Origin of the sequence: Streptomyces sp. NPDC008137, assembly GCF_042957035.1 — a bacterium.
GTDB lineage: Bacteria > Actinomycetota > Actinomycetes > Streptomycetales > Streptomycetaceae > Streptomyces.
This window is the reverse complement of record NZ_JBIBHN010000022.1, coordinates 29,867-50,636: the sequence shown is the minus strand read 5'-3', so window position 1 is coordinate 50,636 and position 20,770 is coordinate 29,867. Positions and strand designations below refer to the sequence as shown.

Here is a 20,770-nt window from a genome sequence, read left to right as displayed (position 1 = left end):
CCGTGGATCCCCCGGACGGCCGCCCGCTTCGCAAGCTGACTGACACATGGTTCACACGTCTCACCCCACCAGACACCATCTGTCACTTACATCACGAGGAGCCGCCTGATGTCCGACTTCGTACCCGGGCTCGAGGGAGTAGTCGCGTTCGAGACGGAGATCGCCGAACCGGATAAGGAGGGCGGCGCACTCCGGTACCGGGGCGTCGACATCGAGGACCTCGTCGGCCATGTCTCCTTCGGCAACGTCTGGGGCCTGCTCGTCGACGGCGCCTTCAACCCCGGCCTGCCGCCCGCCGAGCCGTTCCCCATCCCCGTCCACTCCGGCGACATCCGCGTCGACGTCCAGTCGGCCCTGGCCATGCTGGCCCCGGTCTGGGGTCTCAAGCCGCTCCTCGACATCGACGAGCAGCAGGCCCGCGCCGACCTCGCCCGCGCCGCCGTCATGGCCCTCTCCTACGTCGCCCAGTCGGCCCGCGGCCAGGGCCTGCCCATGGTCCCGCAGCGCGAGATCGACAAGGCGCAGTCCGTCGTCGAACGCTTCATGATCCGCTGGCGCGGCGAGCCGGACCCCAAGCACGTGGCGGCGGTGGACGCGTACTGGACGAGCGCGGCCGAGCACGGCATGAACGCGTCCACGTTCACGGCCCGCGTGATCGCGTCCACGGGCGCGGACGTGGCGGCGGCCCTCTCCGGCGCCGTGGGAGCCATGTCCGGCCCGCTGCACGGCGGCGCCCCCTCCCGCGTCCTCGGCATGATCGAGGAGATCGAGCGCACGGGCGACGCCGAGGCCTACGTGAAACAGGCCCTCGACAAGGGCGAGCGCCTCATGGGCTTCGGCCACCGCGTCTACCGCGCCGAGGACCCCCGCGCCCGTGTCCTGCGCCGCACCGCCCGCGAACTCGGCGCCCCCCGCTTCGAGGTCGCCGAGGCCCTGGAGAAGGCGGCCCTCGCGGAACTCCACGCCCGCCGCCCCGACCGGGTCCTCGCCACGAACGTCGAGTTCTGGGCGGCCATCGTCCTGGACTTCGCCGAGGTCCCGGCGCACATGTTCACGTCCATGTTCACCTGCGCCCGCACGGCCGGCTGGTCCGCCCACATCCTCGAACAGAAGCGCACGGGCCGCCTGGTCCGCCCCTCGGCCCGCTACGTCGGCCCGGGCACCCGCGACCCCCGCGAGATCGAGGGCTACGGGGACATCGCCCACTGAGCCGACCCGGGCGCGGCCTCACCCTGCTCCGGGTGAGGCCGTGCGGACGCCTCACCCGGTGAGCCGGTCCAGCTCCTCACCGATGGCCTCCCGCAGCGGCTCATGCCGTGCACCGAGCGCATACCGCTCCTCGCCCCACGTCTCACGCGGGTAGAGCCACACGGGCAGCCGCACGAGATCCGCCGGCTCCCACTCGTAACGCGGCCACACATGCGCGTGCAGAAACGCGTCGGTGTTCCCGAGGATCTCCAGATTGACCCGCCGAAACCCCGTCTCCATCCGTCGGCAAGCCCTCTCGACGGCTTCCCCGAGCCGGTCCATGTCGGCCAGAAACGCCAGCCGCTCGCCCCGCGGCAGCTCGGACAGCCGCTCCACCGCGGGATCGTCGGTCAGCAGCACCGAGTAGCCGGGCAGAAACTGCACGTCCCCGATCGCCGCGAACCCGGCGTCCAGCCTCCGCAGCACGGCCGGGTTCTCACCCCGCAGCGCACTGCCGACCCGGTCCTCACGCCATTCGCCCACCACGAACCACCCCGAAAACGCAGACGACCCGCGAGCCTGGTCCTCCTGAGGAGGGCCGGCCGGACGTACCGGCGGCTCGCGGGTCGGGTGACTGCTGGAGATTGGGCCGGCTGCGCGCTTCGCTCACGCGCTGGTCCGGCACCGCACTGTGTGTGGTGACGGGCCGCTAGCCCGCAGCCACCTCACGCGTCCGGTTCTCATACATCTGCCGAACCACCTCCTCTCTCGTGTACCTGGAACCCTAGAAAACCGATCGGCCTCGCATCAACCGTTTTTCTGAGACCTTGACTCCGGGCCGCGCCCCGGAGACGGGGTTCGTCGGCGGATGACGTGGGGAATGCCCTCCTACAACGATTCCTTCAATGTTGCGGGAACACGGTGTGCGCTGGGTCACGTTCCAGTTGAATGATTGCAAGTAGCGAACCGACGTGCGGTACGTGCGGACGCAGCCTGCAGGGGGTCCAGGTGAGTGCTTCCCGGCGTAGTGGGACCACCGACGAGCTGGGGCCCGACGAGCCCGAGCGGGACGGGGCGGACGGGTCCGATCTGCTTGCCGCGTTGCTGGACGGGATGGACGCGGCGCTGTGTGCCTTCGACGCCGACGGTGTCGTGACGCACTGGAACCGCGAGGCCGAGCGGATCCTCGGATGGAGCGCGGACGAGGCCGTGGGGCGGCGGGGCCTGGCCGGATGGGCGGTGCGCAGCGCGGACGCCGAGGAGGTCGAGAGCCGGCTGCTGTCCGCGATGCACGCCCCGGGCCGGCAGGTGAACGAGTTCGCGTTGCTGACGAAGGACGGCGGGCGGGTGCTCGTACGGACCCAGTCGGCGGCCGTGCGAGGGACCGACGGGAAGCCGGCGGGTGTGTACTGCGCCTTCAGCGAGGTGCACGCGCAGATCGATCTGGAGCGGTCGATCGCCCTCAGCGAGGCGCTGTTCGAGGACGCCAGCTGGGGCGTCGTGCTCGTGGACGTCGACCTGCGGCCGGCCGTGGTGAACGCGCACGCGGCCAAGGCGCTGGGCACGGGTCGTACGTCCACGCTCGGCCGTCCGCTCGGGGATCTGCTGTCGCAGGGCGTGGAGGAGCTGGAGAGCGCGCTGCAGCATGTGCTGGCCGAGGGCGCGCCGCCCGCGCCCGCCGAGGTGTGGGTGGGCGTGCGCACGCCGGAGGGGGAGCGGCGGCGGTGCTGGCGCAGCGGCTTCGTACGGCTGGCCTCGCCGCTCGCGGAGGAGCCGGTGCCGCTGGGTGTGGGGTGGCTGTTCCAGGACGTGACGGAGGCCAAGCAGAGCGAGCAGGAGGCGTCGCTGCTGCGGTTCCGTACGCAGCAGCTGCACCGGGCCTCGCGGGCCGCCGCCGAGTGTGAGGACCCGGCGGAGGCGGCGACGGTCCACCTGGACTTCGCCCTGGCCGGGTTCGCCGACCACGCGTTGATCGACCGGGTGGCGGGCGGCGCGCTGGTCGACGCGCAGACCGAGGGGCCGGTACGGCTGGTGAGGGTCGCCGCCACTCCCTCCGGCGCGCCGGGGCCGAGCAAGCTCTCCGGCCACGCCGGGCTGCCCGCGCGGTACGCCGAGGGGCATCCGGCCCTGCAGTGCGTGGAGCGGGTCGGCGCGCTGCGGGCGAGTGCGGGGTCCGCGTCGCCCGAGGAGGCCCGGCTGTGGGCCGAGGCCCGGCAGTGGCCGCCGGACGCGGTGCACGCCCTGTGCGCGGTGCTGCGCAGCCGGGGGCGGACGCTGGGTGTGGTGACGTTCCTGCGGGGGGCGGGGCGCAGCGCGTTCGAGCGGTCCGACGCGATGTACGCGGAGGACGTGGCGGTGCGGATCGCGGCGGCTCTCGATCTCGCGGGGTTGTCGGACGCGCCGGTGTGAGACCGGCCCCGAAGCCCGGGGGCCTCAGTGCCGGTAGAAGATCCGGTCCCGGTACCGCTCCATCACGCGGCCGTTCCAGTCGTGCCCGCCGTCGACGTTCCCCGAGCGCAGCAGCGGGGGCTCCAGGCCGCGGTCGGCGAGGGTGGCGGCCGTGGTGGCCATGACGGCCTGGAGGAGGGCCGAGGTGACGACCGTGGAGGCGGGGGCGAAGGGGGCCGGGACGTTGTCGAGGGTGAGTTCGGCGTCGCCGACGGCGATCTTCGAGTCGAGGACGAGGTCGCAGTGGTCCTTCAGATACGTCCCCGAGCTGTGCCGCGACTCGGTCTCCGAGGCGTAGGCGACCGAGGTCACGCCGATGACCCGGATGCCCCGGGCACGGGCGCTCATGGCCATCTCCACGGGGAGGGCGTTGCGCCCCGACAGGGAGATGATCAGCAGGGCGTCGCCCGCGCGGAGCGGGGAGCTGTCCAGGACGGCGCTCGCGAGGCCGTCGACGCGTTCCAGGGCGGAGCCGAGGGGCGCGGGCATGACGTCGACGCCGACGACGCCCGGCACGGCGAGCAGGTTCATGAGGGCGAGGCCGCCCGCGCGGTAGACGAGGTCCTGTGCGGCGAGGGAGGAGTGCCCGGCGCCGAAGGCGAAGAGGCGACCCCCGTTCTCCACGGTGTCGGCGAGGAGCGTGCCGGCGGCCGTGACGCTGTCGGCCTCCTCGTCGCGGACCCGCTTCAGCAGGTCGATCGCGGCGTCGAGGAACTGGCCGGCCGGCGCGCGGTCGCTCATACGGGGTCCCTTCGGGATGGCTCAGGATGGCCTCGGGGGCGCGTGTCGCGCATCACGGTGCGGTCTGGACCAGTGCGGTGTCAATACGGTCGTGGCGCCCGGGGCGAGGGTGCCGCGCGGGGCTCCGTGGCCCGCGAAGGAGAACTTCGTACCCTTCCTCCGGGCCGCGCAATCCCCTGGTTTCCCTCCGGCGGCACGGTTGTCGGTGGTATCCGGCAGAATTGGGTGCAGGGCCAGCGCACGCGCCGGTGAGCCGTCCAGCCTCCGGCAGATCTCATCGAGGGGCACGTATGTCCGGACTGATCGACACCACGGAGATGTATCTCCGCACCATCCTCGAGCTGGAGGAAGAGGGTGTGGTCCCCATGCGCGCCCGTATCGCCGAGCGGCTGGACCAGAGCGGGCCGACCGTCAGCCAGACCGTGGCGCGGATGGAGCGCGACGGTCTGGTGTCCGTCGCGAGCGACCGGCACCTGGAGCTGACCGACGAGGGCCGCCGTCTCGCCACGCGCGTGATGCGCAAGCACCGGCTCGCCGAGTGTCTGCTCGTCGACGTGATCGGGCTGGAGTGGGAGCAGGTCCACGCCGAGGCGTGCCGCTGGGAGCACGTGATGAGCGAGGCCGTGGAGCGCCGCGTGCTGGAGCTGCTGCGGCACCCGACGGAGTCGCCGTACGGCAATCCGATCCCGGGTCTGGAGGAGCTCGGCGAGAAGGACGGCGCCGACCCGTTCCTGGACGAGGGAATGGTGTCGCTGGCGACCCTCGACCCGGGCGCCGAGGGCAAGACGGTCGTGGTGCGCCGGATCGGCGAGCCGATCCAGACGGACGCGCAGCTGATGTACACGCTGCGGCGGGCGGGCGTGCAGCCCGGCTCGGTGGTCAGCGTGACCGAGTCGGCGGGCGGGGTGCTGGTGGGCAGCGGCGGCGAGGCGGCCGAGCTGGAGTCGGAGGTCGCCTCCCACGTGTTCGTCGCCAAGCCCTGAGCCCGGCCGGGGCGGCCGCGCCGGTGGTGTTGGCGTGATCCCGTCGTATCCGGGATTCAGTCCGTCGAATGGCAGCGCTCGTCCGCTTCCCGTGCGACGCTGTCGCGTGAGGCATATGACCTGAGGGCTCTTGGCCGTGGCCTGACAGCGATGTCGCCCGGCAGGGGAGGGGGCGGGAGGATGTGCCGTGGAGATGTGAAGGGCCCCGGCGCCTTGCGGCGCCGGGGCCTGTCCTCCCCTGTGCTGACCTGGAGCCCCGAGCTCTCAAGGTCATCCCCCACGGACCGGTTTCCCCGAGCGGTCCGCCTCCCGCTGAAGATCTCCCCTCGGCAGCGGCCGCCAATCCCCGAGGATGGTCACTCGAACGAGGGGTGTTGCCCGCGAGAACAGCATCCTCGAATGGGCATTCGATAGTGTGCGGGTGAGGCACGGCACGGCAAGAAGGCGCAGCAGGCAGAACACGGTTCACAGGACCGAACGGCCGGAGACGACCACGGTCCGCGCGAAGCTTGGGGGGTGCCAGGACATGGCGCGACGCATCGACGTGACCGGAACGGGCGGCGTACGCCTCGCGGCCTGGGAGTTCGGAGACCCGCCCAAGACCGATCCGGCGCACGATCCGCACGACCCGCGGCACCCGCTCGACCCGCAGCGCACGCCCGGCGCGCGGACCGCGCCGAACGGCTCCCCGGGCGTCCTGTTACTGCACGGCCTCATGGGCCGCGCCTCGCACTGGGCGTCCACCGCCCGCTGGCTCTCCGGCCGGTACCGCGCCGTCGCTCTCGACCAGCGCGGCCACGGCCGCAGCGAGAAGCCCCCGCAGGGAGCCTTCTCCCGTGACGCCTACGTCGACGACGTCGAGGCCGCCCTGGAACAGCTAGGGCTCGACCCGGTCGTCCTCATCGGCCACGCCATGGGCGCGCTGACCGCCTGGCAGCTCGCCGCCAAGCGCCCGGACCTGGTCCGTGGGCTGATCATCTGCGACATGCGGGCCTCCGCCCTCGGCGCGGCCTCGCAGCGCGAGTGGGACCAGTGGTTCCGGTCCTGGCCGCTGCCCTTCGCCACGCTCGCCGACGTCCGCAAGTGGTTCGGCGAGGACGACCCCTGGGTGGAGCGGCCCAACCCGGCTCGCGGCGCGTTCTACGCCGAGGTGATGGCCGAGTCCGCGGACGGCTGGCGCCCCGTCTTCGAACCGGAGCAGATGCTCCGCTCCCGCGAGACCTGGGTGTACGACGCGCACTGGGAGGAGCTGACCCAGGTCCGCTGCCCGGCCCTGGTCGTGCGGGGCCTCGACGGGGAGCTGGGCCGCGCCGAGGCCCAGGAGATGGTCCGCGTCCTGCCCCGCGGCCAGTACGCGGAGGTCGCCGACGCCGGCCACCTGGTGCACTACGACCAGCCGGAGGCCTGGCGCGCCGCGATCGAGCCGTTCCTGGACTCCCTCGGCACGAACTGAGGCGCACACGGCGCCGGACAGATCATCCCTTGCTGACCGCCACCAGGATCTCCGGCAGCCGCCGGGCCGTCCGCGGAGCGGCCAGCCGCAGCCCCACCACCGTCAGCACGGCCCCGTAGACCGTGCCCGCCGGCAGCAGCAGCCACGTCCAGGCCTCGCCCTCCGCGCTCACGTTCAGCCAGATCGTGAGCGCGATGACGGGCGCGCACAGCACGGCCGCGGCGATCATCCCGCCGAAGATGGAGATCCAGGCGAGCCCGGTCTGCCCCGGGGCGACGTTCTTGTAGCCCTCCTGGGGGATGGAGTAGGGGAAGCGGGCGGACGTCCACGCCCCGGTCGCGAGCATCGCGCCGAGCAGCGCGAAGGACAGCCCCAGCGCCTCGGGCAGCCGCCGCCAGTCGCCGAGCATCGCGGTCGTCAGCACGGTGACGAGTGTGGCGTACGGCAGGGTGATCAGCAGCAGGGCCAGCGCGCGGGCGCGCAGTTCGACGTAGGCGTCCCGGCGCGAGGAGATCGTCATGGCGACCATCCAGAACGCGGAGGTGTCCTGCCCGAACTGGTTGTACATCTGGATGCCGAGCATCCCGGCGGCGAAGCACGCGAAGTACACGGACCCGGTGCCCTGCCAGGCGTTGAACACCGGCACGATCAGCCCGATGGCCAGCGAGGTCACCCAGGCGGCCTTGGTCTTGGGGTCGCGCCACACATACCGCAGGCTGCGCTCCATGACCGTCCCCGTACGCCCCGCCGGCAGCAGCCGCCCGAGCCCGCTCGACGACCGCTCCCGGGCGGCCGACTCGGCGGCGGGCAGCGTGGACCCGTCGGGCGAGGTCATCAGCCGCGTCAGATGCCGGGACCACACCGCGAGCAGCGCCACCAGCGCACCGGCGGTCAGCGCCAGTTGGACCGCGGCGCGACCGTACGACCCCTCGCCCACCGCGTGCACGGCGGCGATCGCCGACGCCGGCGGCACCCACTGGAGCACCTCCGCGACCGGGTCCAGCTCGCCGAGACCCGCCGAACCGAGCCGTTGCGCACCGAAGTTGACGACCTGCGCCCCGACGGCGATGACGAGCCCGCTCAGCACCGCGAGGTCGCGGCCCTTGCGGCTGCTCAACAGCCGTACGTTGGCGGCGGCGACGGCCCGCGCGAACGCCACGCAGACCAGCAGCGCCAGGGCGACCGCGACGACGCCCACCGCGAACGCCGCCCCGCCCCGGGCGACCGCGATCACGGAACCGGCCAGCAGGCACAGCGTGAACAGCGGCCCGATGCCGACCAGCGACGCCGTGAGCAGCGCCCGCACCAGCGGCCGGGGCCGCAGCGGCAGCATCACGAGACGCGTCGGATCGAGCGTCTCGTCACCGCTGGGGAAGAACAGCGGCATCACCGCCCAGCCGAGCCCCAGCACCGCCACGACCAGCACGACCAGGGACTCGACGTGCGCGTGCCCTCGCAGCGCGATCAGGCCGACGAGCTGCAACGCGGCGAACAGCAGGGCGAAGACGGCCGAGGCGATGTAGGCGGCTTTGCGCCCGCCGGACTGCCGCAGCCCGTTGCGCAGCAGCGACAGCTTCAGCCGTACGACGACGGGGGTGAGGGCGGCGGCACTCACCGGGCCCCGCCGCCCAGCCAGTCGAGGTCGGACCCGGCGTCCCGGCTCTGCGCCCCGACGAGTTCGAGGAACGCCCGCTGCAGCGAGGGCGCGTCACCGCGTACCTCGGCGAGGGTCCCGGTGGCCCGGATCCGCCCGGCGGCCATGACGGCCACCCAGTCGCACAGCGACTCGACGAGCTCCATGACGTGGGAAGAGAACACGACCGTGGCGCCCGAGGCGGTGTACCGCTCCAGCACGCCCCGGATGGTCTGGGCGGAGACGGGGTCGACGCCCTCGAACGGCTCGTCCAGGAACAGCACTTCGGGATTGTGGAGGAGGGCGGTGGCGAGCCCGATCTTCTTGCGCATGCCGGTCGAGTAGTCGACGACGAGCTTGTGCTGGCTGCCGGCCAGATCAAGGACGTCGAGGAGCTGGGTGGCCCGCTTGTCGACCTCGGCACCGGGCAGTCCGCGCAACCTCCCGCTGTACGCCAGCAGTTCCCGCCCCGACAGCCGTTCGAACAGCCGCAGCCCCTCCGGCAGCACCCCGATGCGGGCCTTCACCTCGACGGGGTCCCGCCACACGTCGTGCCCGACCACCTCGACGGTCCCGTGATCGGGCCTGAGCAGCCCGGTCACCATCGACAAGGTGGTGGTCTTCCCGGCCCCGTTCGGCCCGACCAGCCCGATGAACTTCCCCGCCGGCAACTCAAGATCGACCCCGGCCACAGCCACCTGCTGCCCGAACCGCTTCCAGAGCCCTTGCACCCGTACAGCGCTGGATCCCACCGCGTCTCCCTCCGTCACCCAGAACCCTACGGTGGGGCAACGCCTCTCTTTCAGGGGCGCGGGGAACTGCGCGAACAACCACGACGAAGCCGCAGCCGCCGATCAACGGCAACCGCGCAGACGATCAGGCGCTACCGATCCCGCCCACACGCATACGCAAGCGGCGAGATCAACTCCTCCGCATCCGGCAGCCACCGATTCGCGGGCGTAGGCCGGCAGGCCCACTGCACGGCCCCCCGCGACCCGAACCGCGTGGGCGGCGCGGCCACATACGCGCCCTCACCCAGCACGGTCAGATCCAGCGACGACACCGACCACCCCAGCTTCCGCACCAGATCAGGCACCTTCACCCCGGCCCCCGGCAGCACGAAGAACTCCATCCGCCGATCCGGCGTGAGCGTCACAGGACCGAGCGTCAGCTCCATCCGCTCCATCCGGGCCAGGGCCAGAAAGCCCGCCGTCTCCGGCACGGAGATCGCGTCGAACGTCCGCCCCGTCGGCAGCAGGATCGACGCGGTGGGCTGTTTCTGCCACATGCGTCGCGCGACGGTCGCACTGCCCGTCGCCTGCGTCGCCCAGTCCGGGCGCGCCGGGTGTGATCCGGGTGCCGGACACGCCGCGTCACCGCAGGAGCACCGCTGACGTCCGTCGGCCGCTTCCAGCCAGGTGCCGGGGAACACGTCCCAGTGGCGCTCCTCGGCGTAGCGGACGGCGGTCTCCAGCAGCGATTCCCCGCGCTGCTTCGGGATCTGAGCGGCTTCGGTGCCGGCGATCGTCTCTTCCACGATGAACACAACTCTGGTCGTCACCAGGGGTTACGCCCGCCCGTGTGCGCGGGGGAGAGCATCGCCCCTGTTCCCGGGGCGCATGGGTGCATGTGCGGGGGCGCGCGGGAGGATCCGTGGCCGGAGGTGGGTAGCCACGAGTGGGGCCGGCGACAGCCGTTACCCCGGCAATCCTCACATGCCTCGCATTTTCGCCTGGTCGGCGGGGCATTGATCTTCACGGCCGGATCTTTTCGCTGGGACGCGAGGGGTTCGGCCGCGGAAGACACGTCAACTCGGTGCGTGGGCAGGCACCGCAGCCACAGGGGGTACGCCATGGCCGCAAGGCCGCTCGTCGCTCGGCAGCCGAACGAACGGCTCCAGGCGCTCATCCAGGAAGCCGGATGCTCCAACGCCGGCCTCGCCCGCCGGGTCAACATGTGCGGTGCCGAGCACGGTCTCGACCTGCGCTACGACAAGACGTCGGTGGCGCGCTGGCTGCGCGGGCAGCAGCCGCGGGGCCGGGCCCCGGCGATCATCGCCGAGGCACTGGGCCGCAAACTCGGCCGTACGGTCACGATCGACGAGATCGGCATGGCCAACGGCAAGAACCTCGCTTCGGGCGTGGGTCTCCAGTTCTCGCCGACGGTACTGGGGGCCATCGAGCAGGTCTGCGAGCTGTGGCGCAGCGATGTGGGGCGGCGGGACTTCCTGTCCGGCTCCTCCGTCGCCGCGTCCGCGCTGGTCGAGCCCAGCCGTGACTGGCTGATCTCCGCGCCCGACGGCCAGGTGTCGCGCTCGGCCGGACCGCGCGTGGGGCAGTCCGACGTACAGGCGGTCCTCGCCATGACGCAGGCGCTGGTGGATCTCGACCACCAGTACGGCAGCGGGCATGTGCGCCCGGTCGTCGTGCACTACCTCAACAGCGTGGTCTCGGGGCTGCTGGCGGGGTCGTACCGGGAGGCGGTGGGGCGGGACCTGTTCGCCGCGGTGGCCCGGCTGACGGAGCTCGCCGGATACATGGCGGTGGACACCGGGCAGCCCGGTCTGGCGCAGCGCTACTACATCCAGGCGCTGCGGCTGGCCCAGGCGGCCGGGGACCGCGGCTACGGCGGATACGTCCTCGCCGCCTCCATGAGCCATCTCGCCGCGCAACTCGGGAATCCCCGGGAGATCGCGCAGTTGGCGAGGGCGGCGCAGGAGGGGGCGCGGGGGCGCGTGTCACCGCGCGCGGAGTCGATGTTCCTGGCGGCGGAGGCGCGCGGACACGCCCTCATGGGCGACGTGCGCGCCGCCCAGTCCGCGGCCGGGCGCGCGGTGAGCGCCCTGGAGGCGGCCGACCCGGCCGCCGGGGACGACCCGGTGTGGATCGCGCACTTCGACGAGGCCTATCTCGCCGACGAGTTGGCCCACTGCCACCGCGACCTGGGACAGGCCGACGCGGCGGCGCGGTGCGCGCGGGAGTCGCTGGAGGGGCATCCCGAGACGCGGGCGCGCCGCCGGGCCATCGGTTATGTGCTCTTGGCCACGGCGCAGGTGCAGCAGCGCGAGGTCGAAGAGGCGTGCAGCACGGGCATGAAGGCCGTCGAACTGCTGGAGGGGCTGCGGTCCAACCGGGGCGCCGAGTATCTGGAGGACTTCCAGCAGCGGCTGGAGCCGTACCGGGACGAGGCGGTGGTCAGGGAGTTCGGGGCGCGGCTGGACCTCCAGGCCGCGGCGTGAACACAGGGTCTGCGGATGCGTGAACGTGTGGGAAACGGCCGCTGGGCGAGCAGGAGGTGACATGACCAGCGTGCCGTGACCCGGTTGTGTTACCGCGCTCACAGGGCTTGGGGTCAGGCCCTGTGCTGCGTGGCACGGGGCTCTGGGGACCCGGTAGCGTGACCCGACGATTCACAAGGTCCCCCATAAGTAGGAGTCCCGGTGACGCAGAGTGGACAGGGCGAGGAGCCCTCGGCGCGCCAAGCGCGCGAAGGCATCGTGCTGCCCTCCGACGGTGGCGAACCCCTGCTGCCGGGGATGACGGGCGGACCCGGTGACACCCCGGCAGGCCACCGGCCCGGCCCGGCCCCGACCGGCCAGCCCCCGGCCTCCGCCCCCGCCGGGGGCCAGACCTGGGGCCAGCCGTGGGGCCCCGACCAGCAGACCCCGCCCCCGCCGCAGGACAACAGCTGGCAGTCCCCGCAGCCTCAGCAGTCCCAGCAGTCCCAGCAGTCCCAGCAGTGGACCACCCCGGAACCCCCGGCATGGGACGCCCAGCACCCCGCAGCCCCGGGCGCCCTGCCCCAGGAGGGCACCCAGCCCCCCAACCCGTACGCCGGCTACGGCACTCAGCCCGACCCCTCCCAACTGCCCCCGCCCTCCGGCCCGTACGGCACCCCGCTGCCGCAGGCGACGGACGGGTACGGGTCTCGTGCCGGGGGCAGCCTGCCGCCTGCCTCCGACGCGTACGGCTCCGCCGCCGCGGGCGGTTCGCCTCCGCCCGCCGCGGGCGGGTACGGCTCCCCGGCCGGGGGAGGCCAGCTGCCGCCGAGCACGGGCGCGTACGGGTCACCTGCCGGGGGCGGTCTGCCGCCTGCCTCTGACGCGTACGGCTCCGCCGCCGCGGACGGTTCGACGCCGTCGGCACCCGGCGGGTACGGGTCTCACGCGCCGGGCACCGGCGCGTACGGGGCCGCTCCAGGGGCGTACGGCGCTCCCGTCGGGGGCGCCCCGCTGCCTCCCGCGACGGACGGGCACGGGGCTCCCTCCTCGTCCGCACCGCTGCCCGCGCCCGCCGACGAGGGCGCGACCCAGTTCCTGCCGCCCGTCGCCGCGTCCGCCGACGAGATGGCGACGCAGTACATACCCCCGGTGGGCCCGGGCGCGCTGCCGCCCGAGACGCCCACCGGTCACGACCCCGAGGCGACCACGTTCCTGGGGACCGCGCCCCGGGCCGGAGCCGGGCCGTTGCCGCCCGCCTCGAATCCGGACGCCGAGGCGACGCAGTACATCGCTCCGGTGCCCGGCGGGGACAAGCAGCCGCCCTCCGAGTTCGACAACCTCTTCCGCAGCGACCGCGGCGGCCACGGCGCCGAGAGCCCGGCCGCGTCCACGCAGCAGATGCCCCGCTTCGAACAGCCCCAGGCCCACCACCACGCCCAGCCCCAGTCCTACGCCCCGCCCGCCCAGTCCGGCGGCGGGCACGGCGGCCGCTCCGGCTCGCGCGTGCCGGTCATCGCGGCCGTCGGCATCGGCATCGCCGTCCTCGGCGTCGGCGCCGGCGCGCTGCTCGCCGCCGGCGGAAGCGGTGACGACGGCGGCGGCGACAACAACAAGACCGTGGCCGCCTCCGCCCCCGCGACGGAGGACTCCGCCTCGCCCTCCGCCGACCCGGCCCGGGCCCAGGCGGTCGAGCTGGACAAGCTGCTCGCCGACAGCGGCGACAGCCGCACCACCGTGATCAGTTCCGTGGCCGACGTCAAGCGCTGCGACAACCTGCCTCAGGCGGCCAAGAACCTGCGCGACGCGGCCAAGCAGCGCACCGAGCTGGTCACCCGGCTCTCCGGCATCACGGTCGACCGGCTGCCCCAGCACGCCGCGCTGACCACCGCCCTCACCAAGGCGTGGCAGGCCTCGGCGTCGGCCGACAACCACTACGCGGCCTGGGCCGACCAGACCGCGGGCAAGAAGGGCTGCAGGAAGGGCCAGGCCCGGGCCACCGGCCAGACGCAGGCCGGCAACCGCGCCAGCGGCGTCGCGAGCACCGAGAAGACCAAGGCTGCCGGGCTGTGGAACGCGATAGCGAAGACGTACGGCCTGACCGAGCGCCAGCCGACGCAGCTGTGACGTGACGTGACGCGACGTGATGCGACGAGCGGCCGGGCGTGAACCGCTGAGCGGGGCTCAGTAGTTCACGTCGGCGTTCTGCAGCGTCCGCGTCGTGTCGACGAAGCCCTTCCGTGCCGACACCAGCCGCCCTTCCCGCACCACCTGAAGGGTCACGTTCGCGTTCACCAGGCGCGGGAAGCCGACCGCTGCGAGCTTGTCCTGGAAGCGCCACCGCAGCGTCGGCGTGAGCCCGCCCGTGCTGATGGCGAGACCGTCGTCGAGGGCCTCCGTCACCGTGTCGGCGCTCACCTCGCCGCCGCCGAGCGACTCGACGATCTTCTTGAACACGGTGTAGGCGATCCAGGTGGTCTGCACCCCGGCGTCCGCGGCGTCGATGCGGTTGTCGCCGAAGGCCTCCTCCTTGATCACCCGCTTCATCCCGTCCCAGCGGGCATCGCTCGCCACGGGGTACCAGCCGGTGATGTACGAGCCCTCGTACGGTCCCGAGGCCCCGCCGGTCGCGTCGATCACCGTCTGGTCGACGCTGCCGAGCACGGCGGCCGTCCGTACGTCGGGATAGTCCTCGCGGGCCCGCCGGAAGGAGTCCATGAAGGTGCCGTTGCGGTCCCCGAGCGCGGGCACCACACAGCCCTCGTCCCCGGGGGAGGAGGTCGTCGTCCGCAGCGCCCGCTCGGCCTGGCCGTCGTACTCGGTGGCGTCCTCCGCCGCCCGCTGGTCCCGGGCCGCCGAGTGCCCGCCCGCCTTCAGGCCCGAGTCGAGCAGCGGGGGCAGCTGGTCGCCCGCGATGGTGTCGGGCCGCACCAGCGCGACCGGCCCGCAGTCGGCGAGGGACCTGCCGAGACCGGCGAGCAGCGCGGGCTGGCCGCCGTTGACGGGGTAGGACAGGGGGCTGGTGAACTCGGCGTTGGTGATGCCGTAGCCGCCGATGTACGGGATGCCCGCGCCCTCCAGGGACGGGAAGAAGGAGTCGGCGTACTGGCTGTACGATCCTACGACCGCGACGACGTTCTCCTTGGCGGCCCGCCGGGCGCACTTGGCGGCGGCCACGCTGTCGTTGTGGTCGTTGCAGGTCAGCACTTTGAGCTTGCGGCCGTTGAGCCCGCCCTTGGCGTTGATCCAGCGGGCGTAGGCCTGGGCGAAGGCGGGCATTCCGGGCTTGTTGGTGGCCTTGGTCTCCTGGGGTGCCCAGGTCATGACGGTGATCGGGTCGTCCCCGGCATCCCCCGTGGTGCCGGGGACGACCCCGCAGCCGGCGAGGAGCGACGCGCACGCGGCCGCCGTGCCCGCGGAGAGGGCGCCTTTTCTGGCGTGGCGGGTGAGGGGGCCGGGGAGGAATGTGCTGCGGGTGCGTCGCCTGCCGGTCATGGTTCCGCACGATTCCGCCACATGACCAACCCGAGAGTGATCTCGGGTCAACGGTTGGTGACACGCAGGTGAATTACAGGGGTCGGTGTGACCGATGTGGAGGGGAACGTACGATCGATGACCGTGCAAGCTTCGGAGAACTCTTCCCGTCGTGGCCTTCGCTCATCCACCATGGGCGGCATGCCTGTCAACGACATGCCGTGGTGGCGCTGGCGCAGCAATGTGCGCTCGGCGCTGCACATGCTCTCCGATCCCGGGTTCCAGCGGGACGTCTGGCTGGCCGGTGTGGACGGCTACGGCGACGTGACCGACGCCGTGTACCGGCTGGTCGAGGACACCTGGCTGGACCACTGGTCCGCCGAGAAGTACGTCGGCACGATCTTCCGTGACTCGCAGGAGGCGGCCCTCGTGGACACCGCCGTGCTGCGGGTGCTGCGGATCATGCACCAGGTCGGGCCGGACGCCCCGGTCGCCGCGTACCTGGAGCACCAGGCGTGGCCCGAGGCGATCCAGGCGGCCCGGGACGCGCATGTGCGGCTCGCCACGGGCGACGGCGAGGAGCCGGACACGCCGCCGCGCAGCCTGGAGGTCCTGCGGCTCATGACCAGGTCCGCCTAGGGGTTCGCCCAGGGGGTCCGTACAGCGGGACGATTGCCGGCGGTGCGGCCGCCTGTGGGACCCTGTCCTGCATGAACGAGCAGTCCACCACCGCCGCGACCCCGCCGGACCAGTACGTCCTCACCCTTTCCTGCCCGGACAGGAAGGGCATCGTGCACGCCGTGTCGAGCTACCTCTTCATGACCGGCTGCAACATCGAGGACAGCCAGCAGTTCGGCGACCACGACACGGGACTGTTCTTCATGCGCGTCCACTTCTCGGCGGACGCTCCCGTGTCCGTGGAGAAGCTGCGGGCCAGCTTCGCCGCGATCGGCGACTCCTTTCAGATGGAGTGGCAGATCAACCGGGGCGACCAGAAGATGCGCATCCTGCTCATGGTCAGCAAGTTCGGGCACTGCCTGAACGACCTGCTGTTCCGGGCGCGGACCGGGGCACTGCCGGTGGAGATCGCCGGCGTGGTGTCCAACCACACGGACTTCGCCGAGCTGGTGGGCTCGTACGACATCCCCTTCCACCACATTCCGGTGACGAGGGACACGAAGTCCGAGGCGGAGGGGCGGCTGCTCGACATCGTGCGCGAGGAGGGTGTGGAGCTGGTCGTTCTCGCCCGGTACATGCAGGTGCTGTCGGACGATCTGTGCAAGGCGCTGTCCGGGCGGATCATCAACATCCACCACTCGTTCCTGCCGAGCTTCAAGGGGGCGAAGCCGTATCACCAGGCTCATGCCCGGGGTGTGAAGCTGATCGGTGCGACCGCTCACTATGTGACGGCTGATCTTGATGAGGGGCCGATCATCGAGCAGGAGGTCGAGCGGGTGGGGCATGACGTGACGCCGGAGGGGCTTGTTGCCATCGGGCGTGATGTGGAGTGCCAGGCGTTGGCTCGGGCTGTGAAGTGGCATGCGGAGCGGCGGATTCTGCCCAATGGGCGGCGGACGGTTGTTTTCGCCTGAGAGCTCGGTTCGTCCCGTTTGGTGGCGAGTGCGGGTGCGTGGGGGTTGATCGCGCCCACGCGGCGGAGCCGCATATCGACACAGCCCCGCGCCCCTGGGTTGGTTACATCCTGCTCAGTGATGCCGCGGCGAACAGGACGTCTCTGATCGCCTCCTTGTCTCCCACCTGGCCCGCCGCCGCCTCCTGCGGGGGTACGTGGCCTGCTGCCAGGCGGCAGAATTCGACGCCGTCCAGGGCGACGTGGGCCACCTCGTGTTCCGCGGAGCCCTTGGCGGCGGGAGAGTCGAGGGGGATCAGCCACTCGCCGCCGCCGAGGCCCTCGATCTCCAGGCGGAGGCTGCGGCCCGGTTCGCCCGCCGCGACGAGATGGCGGTGGTGGGCGGGGGCCGCGAGACCGGCCCGGCGGCGGTGCGCAAGGGCGGTCGGCAGCATGCGGGCCGCCAGGTCGATCATGCGGTGCAGATGGCGCGGCGAGGGCGGGTCGTAGGGGTAGTCGACCGCGTCCGCGATGTCCTCGGCGTGCACCCAGCACTCGAAGGCCCGGTCGAGCATCGCGTCGTGGAGGGGCAGCGCGAAGTCGCCGTACGGCACGGGCATCTTCCCGGCGCCGCCGCCCGTGAAGGACACCGTGCGGACGAGGTTGTGGCTCTGTTCCCGCCAGGGCGCCCGCACGGCCCGGGTGGGCGGGAAGTGGGAGGCCTGCCAGTACGCCTCGGTGCGGGCCGCCGGGGTCGGGCGCGGGGCGGCGAGGTCACCCAGCGGGTCGTCCAGGCCCACGGCGACCGCCACCAGTCCGTCGACGCTGAGCAGATGCGCGATGACCCCGGCGACGGTCGTACGGCGGCTCGTCGACGCGTCGGCCCGGAACCAGCGCAGCCGTACCGGCGCGTGCCACTCGGCGTCGCCGAAGTCCTGGAGCAGTGCGTCCAGGCGCGCGGTCTCGGCGTCGTAGGCGGCGGCCCAGTCCGGTACCGGGATGCGCGGCGGGCGGCGCTCCAGGCAGGTCCCCAGGACCCGGGTGCGCAGGGCCGGGTCCAGGTCGAGGCTCTCGGGCCGTTGCAGCAGCCCGACCGCCTCGCGCAGCCGCCGCGCCTCGTCGGCGCACTGCCCGCACTCGCCGAGGTGCTCCTCTACGGCCACGGCCTCCTCGGCCGAGCAGGCGGACAGCGCCCAGGCGCCGAGCAGGGCCTTCAGCACGGGGTGCTCCAGCACGGGCGCTACGGGAGGGAGTGCCGTGTCACCGAGGACCTCCAGCGCGGGCAGCGGCAGTCCGCCGTCCTCGACGGAGGCCCGGGGCGGGGGGATCCGCGGCGGCTTCCCCGGCTCCTGTCCTTCGTCGTGCTCGGGCATCTCCGAGCCGCTCACACCGCACCCCCGGGTCCGGGCGGTGCGCCGGGTGGCTCGCTCTCGTGGGCGGTGGACAGGAGCTGGAGGCCCAGGCGCAGCCGGCGGCGGGCCTCGTCCTCGGTGATGCCGAGGTCGGTGGCGGTCTGGCGGTAGTCGCGGCGCTGGAAGTAGGCCCGCTCCAGGGCCGAGCGCAGCGGGACCGGCATGGACTGGACGATGTAGTCGGCGCGGGCGGCGACCGAGGCGCGGCGCACCCGGTGCTCGAGCTCCTCCGCGGTGCCGGAGCCGTCGCGGGCGAGGGCGGCGGTCTCGGTGGCGCGCAGGCGCTGCACGGCCAGGCGGTGGGTCAGGGTGGCGACCCAGGTGCGCAGCGGGCCCTGTCTGGGGTCGTAGGCGTCCGGGTGTTCCCAGACGTGGACGAAGACCTCGCGGGTGATGCCGTCGGCGGCGCGTTCGTCGCCGAGGACGCGGTGGGCGAGGCCGTGCACGAGGGAGGCGAACCGGTCGTAGAGCTCACCGAGGGCGGCGGCCTCCCCGCGGGCGAGCCGCTGCTGCATCTTGCGGTCCCAGCGGGGCGGTACGTCCTTTTTCGCCATGCGGCCCCCTCACCCCCTGCTCGTGTCCCGCGCCCGCTCCCTGTCCAGCCTGTGTCTGATGTCTCCTCGAATGTAGTCGGCACGTCCGGTAGCGCACGCCCCTTTGTGGCAATGTGCGCCCCCTGGGCGGCCGCAGGTGGTAGAGGCGTCTACCCCAGCGACGTGCGATCAGACGTGACCGAAGAGGATCGAACAGGATCGAAGCCGACTAAAACAAGCCTGATTCGACGGGGATCCGTTTTTCGGGTTGTGTTTCAGGGAACGGCCGCTGGGCAGCCGCGCTCAAAGGAAGCGTAGGGACTGCTTCCGTTTTGGCGATCGAAGGGCGTGGTGGTGACCTTCAAAGTGACCGGCGGCGAGCAGGGCGAATGGGCCGTGCTCCAGGTGTCCGGCGAACTGGATCTGGTGACCTCGCCGGTGCTGCGTCAGCGTGTGCACGACGTAGTGGCCGAGGGGCACCACTGTCTTGTCCTCGACCTGTCCGAGGTGTTCTTCTGCGATTCCAGCGGCGTCGGCGTGCTCATCGCCGCCCGCCGTCTGATCCGCTCCTGCCAGGGCCGGCTGCGGCTGGTGCTGCCCGCCCGGGGCGCGGCCGACGGCTCCCACGTCAACCGGGTCCTCGGCGCGCTGGGCGTGCGCAGGCTGTTCGACGTGTACGGCGATGTGGACGCGGCCCTGGGTGACGAGGGCGAACCCCTGTCCGCGTGAGGGGCCGATGACCCACGGTAGGGCTCGTGTTGCCGTTCTGACACGCTGTTGTCCCGGAATTCCCCCGGTCTTGGCGCAAGTGACGTTTTCCCGCGCCCGAACGGCCCCCTCCGTCGTACGCTCCGAGCGAGACGCACCCCACCTGACGTAAGGCGGCCTGAAAGAGACATGGTCAGCAGCGAGTACGAGCGCAGGATCGCCGCCCGGTTCGCCATCTTCGACCAGGACGGCAACGGCTACATCGACCGCGAGGACTTCTACGGGGCGGCCAAGGCGCTGCTCGCGGAGTTCGCCGTAGCGGCCCGGTCCGACAAGGGCCAGGCGCTGTACGGCGGCGCGGAGGCATTCTGGCAGGGCATGGCCGGCATCGCGGACCGCGACGGCGACCAGCGCATCACGCGCGAGGAGTTCGTGGGCGGCGCGGTCAAGCGCCTGCGCGACAACCCCGACCGGTTCGCCGAGATCGCCCGCCCCTTCCTGCACGCGGCCCTGGACATCGCCGACACGGACGGTGACGGCGCGGCGACGACCGAGGAGGTGTCCCGCGTCCTCACCTGCCTCGGCGCCCCTGAGGACGTCGCCCGCACGGCCGCCGGCGCACTCGACGCGGACGAGGACGGCAAGGTCGGCGAGACCGAGGTCGTACCGGCCTTCGCCCGCTACTTCACGGTGCCGGAGTAGAGCGACTGGGCCGGGCGGCGTCGCAGGCCTGGTGACGGGGCCGGCCGGGGTGATGTCCTGCCGGCCCGGGGGCCGAAGGCGGCGGCCGGGGTGATGCCCTGTCGGCCCGGGGCCGGAAAGCGGCGGCCGGGGTGATGTCCTGCCGGCCTGGGTGGCCCTGCCGGCTCGAACGACGGTGCCGGCCTGGGCGAGGCCCGCGCCCGAGTGGCGCCGCCTGCGCGGGGTCACTTTGCCGACTCGCGCCGCTCGCCCGGCCCACGCGCTTGCCCGCGTTGTGACCCTCGCCCGCGTTGCCGGCCCGGCGCGCGCTCCCGCGTCGTCGTGTCGCGCGCCTGGGGCGGGTCGCATGCCTGGGGCGGGTCGCTTGCCAGGGCCATGCGTCGGCCTGCGTTGTGTCGCTCGCTTGGGGGCGTGCTTGCCCGAGTTGTGTCGCTCAGCCGGGGCGGGTCGCGGCCCGGGTCACGCGCACCCCGTCGTGTCCATCGCCCGGGTCGCGTCGCGCACCCGCGTCGCTGGCCTGCTCCATGCGCGCTCCCGCGTCGTCGTGTCGCGCGCCTGGGGCGGGTCGCATGCCTGGGGCGGGTCGCTTGCCAGGGCCATGCGCCGGCCTGTGTTGTGTCGCTCGCTTGGGGGCGTGCTTGCCCGAGTTGTGTCGCTCAGCCGGGGCGGGTCGCGGCCCGGGTCACGCGCACCCCGTCGTGTCCATCG

The 20,770-nt window shown here is 72.6% G+C and carries 18 protein-coding genes; 10 read left to right on the top strand and 8 right to left on the bottom strand.

The window, feature by feature from the left end:
• Positions 1-108 precede the first annotated feature (108 nt).
• Complete coding sequence (locus ACFZBT_RS28585) at positions 109-1,209, top strand: citrate synthase (RefSeq protein ID WP_391109211.1); 1,101 nt, start codon at positions 109-111, stop codon at positions 1,207-1,209.
• Positions 1,210-1,260: 51 nt separating this feature from the next.
• On the opposite strand, the gene ACFZBT_RS28580 is transcribed toward ACFZBT_RS28585, so the two are convergent.
• On the bottom strand, positions 1,261-1,734 hold the full coding sequence (locus ACFZBT_RS28580; RefSeq protein ID WP_391109208.1) for an HIT family protein: 474 nt from the start codon (positions 1,732-1,734) through the stop codon (positions 1,261-1,263).
• 462 nt (positions 1,735-2,196) lie between these two features.
• Here ACFZBT_RS28580 and ACFZBT_RS28575 point away from each other — a divergent pair, with 462 nt between their 5' ends.
• On the top strand, positions 2,197-3,597 hold the full coding sequence (locus ACFZBT_RS28575; RefSeq protein WP_391109206.1) for a PAS domain-containing protein: 1,401 nt from the start codon (positions 2,197-2,199) through the stop codon (positions 3,595-3,597).
• A gap of 24 nt (positions 3,598-3,621) precedes the next feature.
• On the opposite strand, the gene ACFZBT_RS28570 is transcribed toward ACFZBT_RS28575, so the two are convergent.
• On the bottom strand, positions 3,622-4,377 hold the full coding sequence (locus ACFZBT_RS28570) for a sugar isomerase domain-containing protein (RefSeq protein ID WP_391109204.1): 756 nt from the start codon (positions 4,375-4,377) through the stop codon (positions 3,622-3,624).
• A gap of 290 nt (positions 4,378-4,667) precedes the next feature.
• Between ACFZBT_RS28570 and ACFZBT_RS28565 the strand changes: the two genes are divergently transcribed.
• Both ACFZBT_RS28565 and ACFZBT_RS28560 read left to right on the top strand, forming a co-directional pair.
• Positions 4,668-5,360, top strand: a complete 693-nt coding sequence (locus tag ACFZBT_RS28565; protein ID WP_215120741.1) for a metal-dependent transcriptional regulator — start codon at positions 4,668-4,670, stop codon at positions 5,358-5,360.
• Between the two features lie 526 nt (positions 5,361-5,886).
• Positions 5,887-6,813 (top strand): alpha/beta fold hydrolase, encoded by a 927-nt coding sequence (locus ACFZBT_RS28560; protein WP_391109200.1) that lies wholly within the window; start codon positions 5,887-5,889, stop codon positions 6,811-6,813.
• Between the two features lie 22 nt (positions 6,814-6,835).
• On the opposite strand, the gene ACFZBT_RS28555 is transcribed toward ACFZBT_RS28560, so the two are convergent.
• The 3 genes from ACFZBT_RS28555 to ACFZBT_RS28545 form a co-directional block, all read right to left on the bottom strand.
• Positions 6,836-8,428, bottom strand: coding sequence for a transporter (locus ACFZBT_RS28555; protein ID WP_391109197.1), 1,593 nt, complete (start codon positions 8,426-8,428; stop codon positions 6,836-6,838).
• Positions 8,425-9,216, bottom strand: coding sequence for an ABC transporter ATP-binding protein (locus ACFZBT_RS28550; protein WP_184597841.1), 792 nt, complete (start codon positions 9,214-9,216; stop codon positions 8,425-8,427). The genes ACFZBT_RS28555 and ACFZBT_RS28550 overlap by 4 nt, the downstream gene beginning before the upstream one ends.
• 113 nt (positions 9,217-9,329) lie before the next feature.
• Positions 9,330-9,992, bottom strand: coding sequence for a bifunctional DNA primase/polymerase (locus ACFZBT_RS28545; protein ID WP_391109430.1), 663 nt, complete (start codon positions 9,990-9,992; stop codon positions 9,330-9,332).
• 306 nt (positions 9,993-10,298) lie between these two features.
• Here ACFZBT_RS28545 and ACFZBT_RS28540 point away from each other — a divergent pair, with 306 nt between their 5' ends.
• Both ACFZBT_RS28540 and ACFZBT_RS28535 read left to right on the top strand, forming a co-directional pair.
• Complete coding sequence (locus ACFZBT_RS28540) at positions 10,299-11,684, top strand: transcriptional regulator (protein ID WP_391109193.1); 1,386 nt, start codon at positions 10,299-10,301, stop codon at positions 11,682-11,684.
• A gap of 201 nt (positions 11,685-11,885) precedes the next feature.
• A complete protein-coding gene (locus ACFZBT_RS28535; RefSeq protein ID WP_391109190.1) occupies positions 11,886-13,790 on the top strand; it encodes a hypothetical protein in 1,905 nt (634 codons plus the stop codon).
• A 57-nt stretch (positions 13,791-13,847) separates the two neighbouring features.
• On the opposite strand, the gene ACFZBT_RS28530 is transcribed toward ACFZBT_RS28535, so the two are convergent.
• A complete protein-coding gene (locus ACFZBT_RS28530; protein WP_391109187.1) occupies positions 13,848-15,158 on the bottom strand; it encodes an ABC transporter substrate-binding protein in 1,311 nt (436 codons plus the stop codon).
• 117 nt (positions 15,159-15,275) lie between these two features.
• Between ACFZBT_RS28530 and ACFZBT_RS28525 the strand changes: the two genes are divergently transcribed.
• Complete coding sequence (locus tag ACFZBT_RS28525; protein ID WP_391109184.1) at positions 15,276-15,776, top strand: hypothetical protein; 501 nt, start codon at positions 15,276-15,278, stop codon at positions 15,774-15,776.
• Positions 15,777-15,847: 71 nt separating this feature from the next.
• Positions 15,848-16,729 carry a formyltetrahydrofolate deformylase gene (gene purU, locus ACFZBT_RS28520; RefSeq protein WP_391109181.1) on the top strand — a complete coding sequence of 294 codons (882 nt, stop codon included), beginning with the start codon at positions 15,848-15,850 and terminating at the stop codon, positions 16,727-16,729.
• A 103-nt stretch (positions 16,730-16,832) separates the two neighbouring features.
• Here purU and ACFZBT_RS28515 read toward each other — a convergent pair whose 3' ends face one another.
• Together ACFZBT_RS28515 and ACFZBT_RS28510 are read right to left on the bottom strand one after the other, a co-directional pair.
• The gene (locus tag ACFZBT_RS28515) at positions 16,833-18,080 is read right to left on the bottom strand and encodes a zf-HC2 domain-containing protein (RefSeq protein ID WP_391109427.1); all 1,248 of its coding nucleotides are present in this window, start codon (positions 18,078-18,080) and stop codon (positions 16,833-16,835) included.
• Between the two features lie 11 nt (positions 18,081-18,091).
• Positions 18,092-18,673: a sigma-70 family RNA polymerase sigma factor gene (locus ACFZBT_RS28510; RefSeq protein WP_391109179.1), complete on the bottom strand. Its 582-nt coding sequence runs from the start codon at positions 18,671-18,673 to the stop codon at positions 18,092-18,094.
• Positions 18,674-19,000: 327 nt separating this feature from the next.
• On the opposite strand from ACFZBT_RS28510, the gene ACFZBT_RS28505 reads away from it, so the two are divergent.
• Both ACFZBT_RS28505 and ACFZBT_RS28500 read left to right on the top strand, forming a co-directional pair.
• The gene (locus ACFZBT_RS28505; protein ID WP_030849533.1) at positions 19,001-19,381 is read left to right on the top strand and encodes an STAS domain-containing protein; all 381 of its coding nucleotides are present in this window, start codon (positions 19,001-19,003) and stop codon (positions 19,379-19,381) included.
• A gap of 168 nt (positions 19,382-19,549) precedes the next feature.
• Positions 19,550-20,062: an EF-hand domain-containing protein gene (locus ACFZBT_RS28500; RefSeq protein WP_391109171.1), complete on the top strand. Its 513-nt coding sequence runs from the start codon at positions 19,550-19,552 to the stop codon at positions 20,060-20,062.
• Positions 20,063-20,770: the final 708 nt, after the last annotated feature.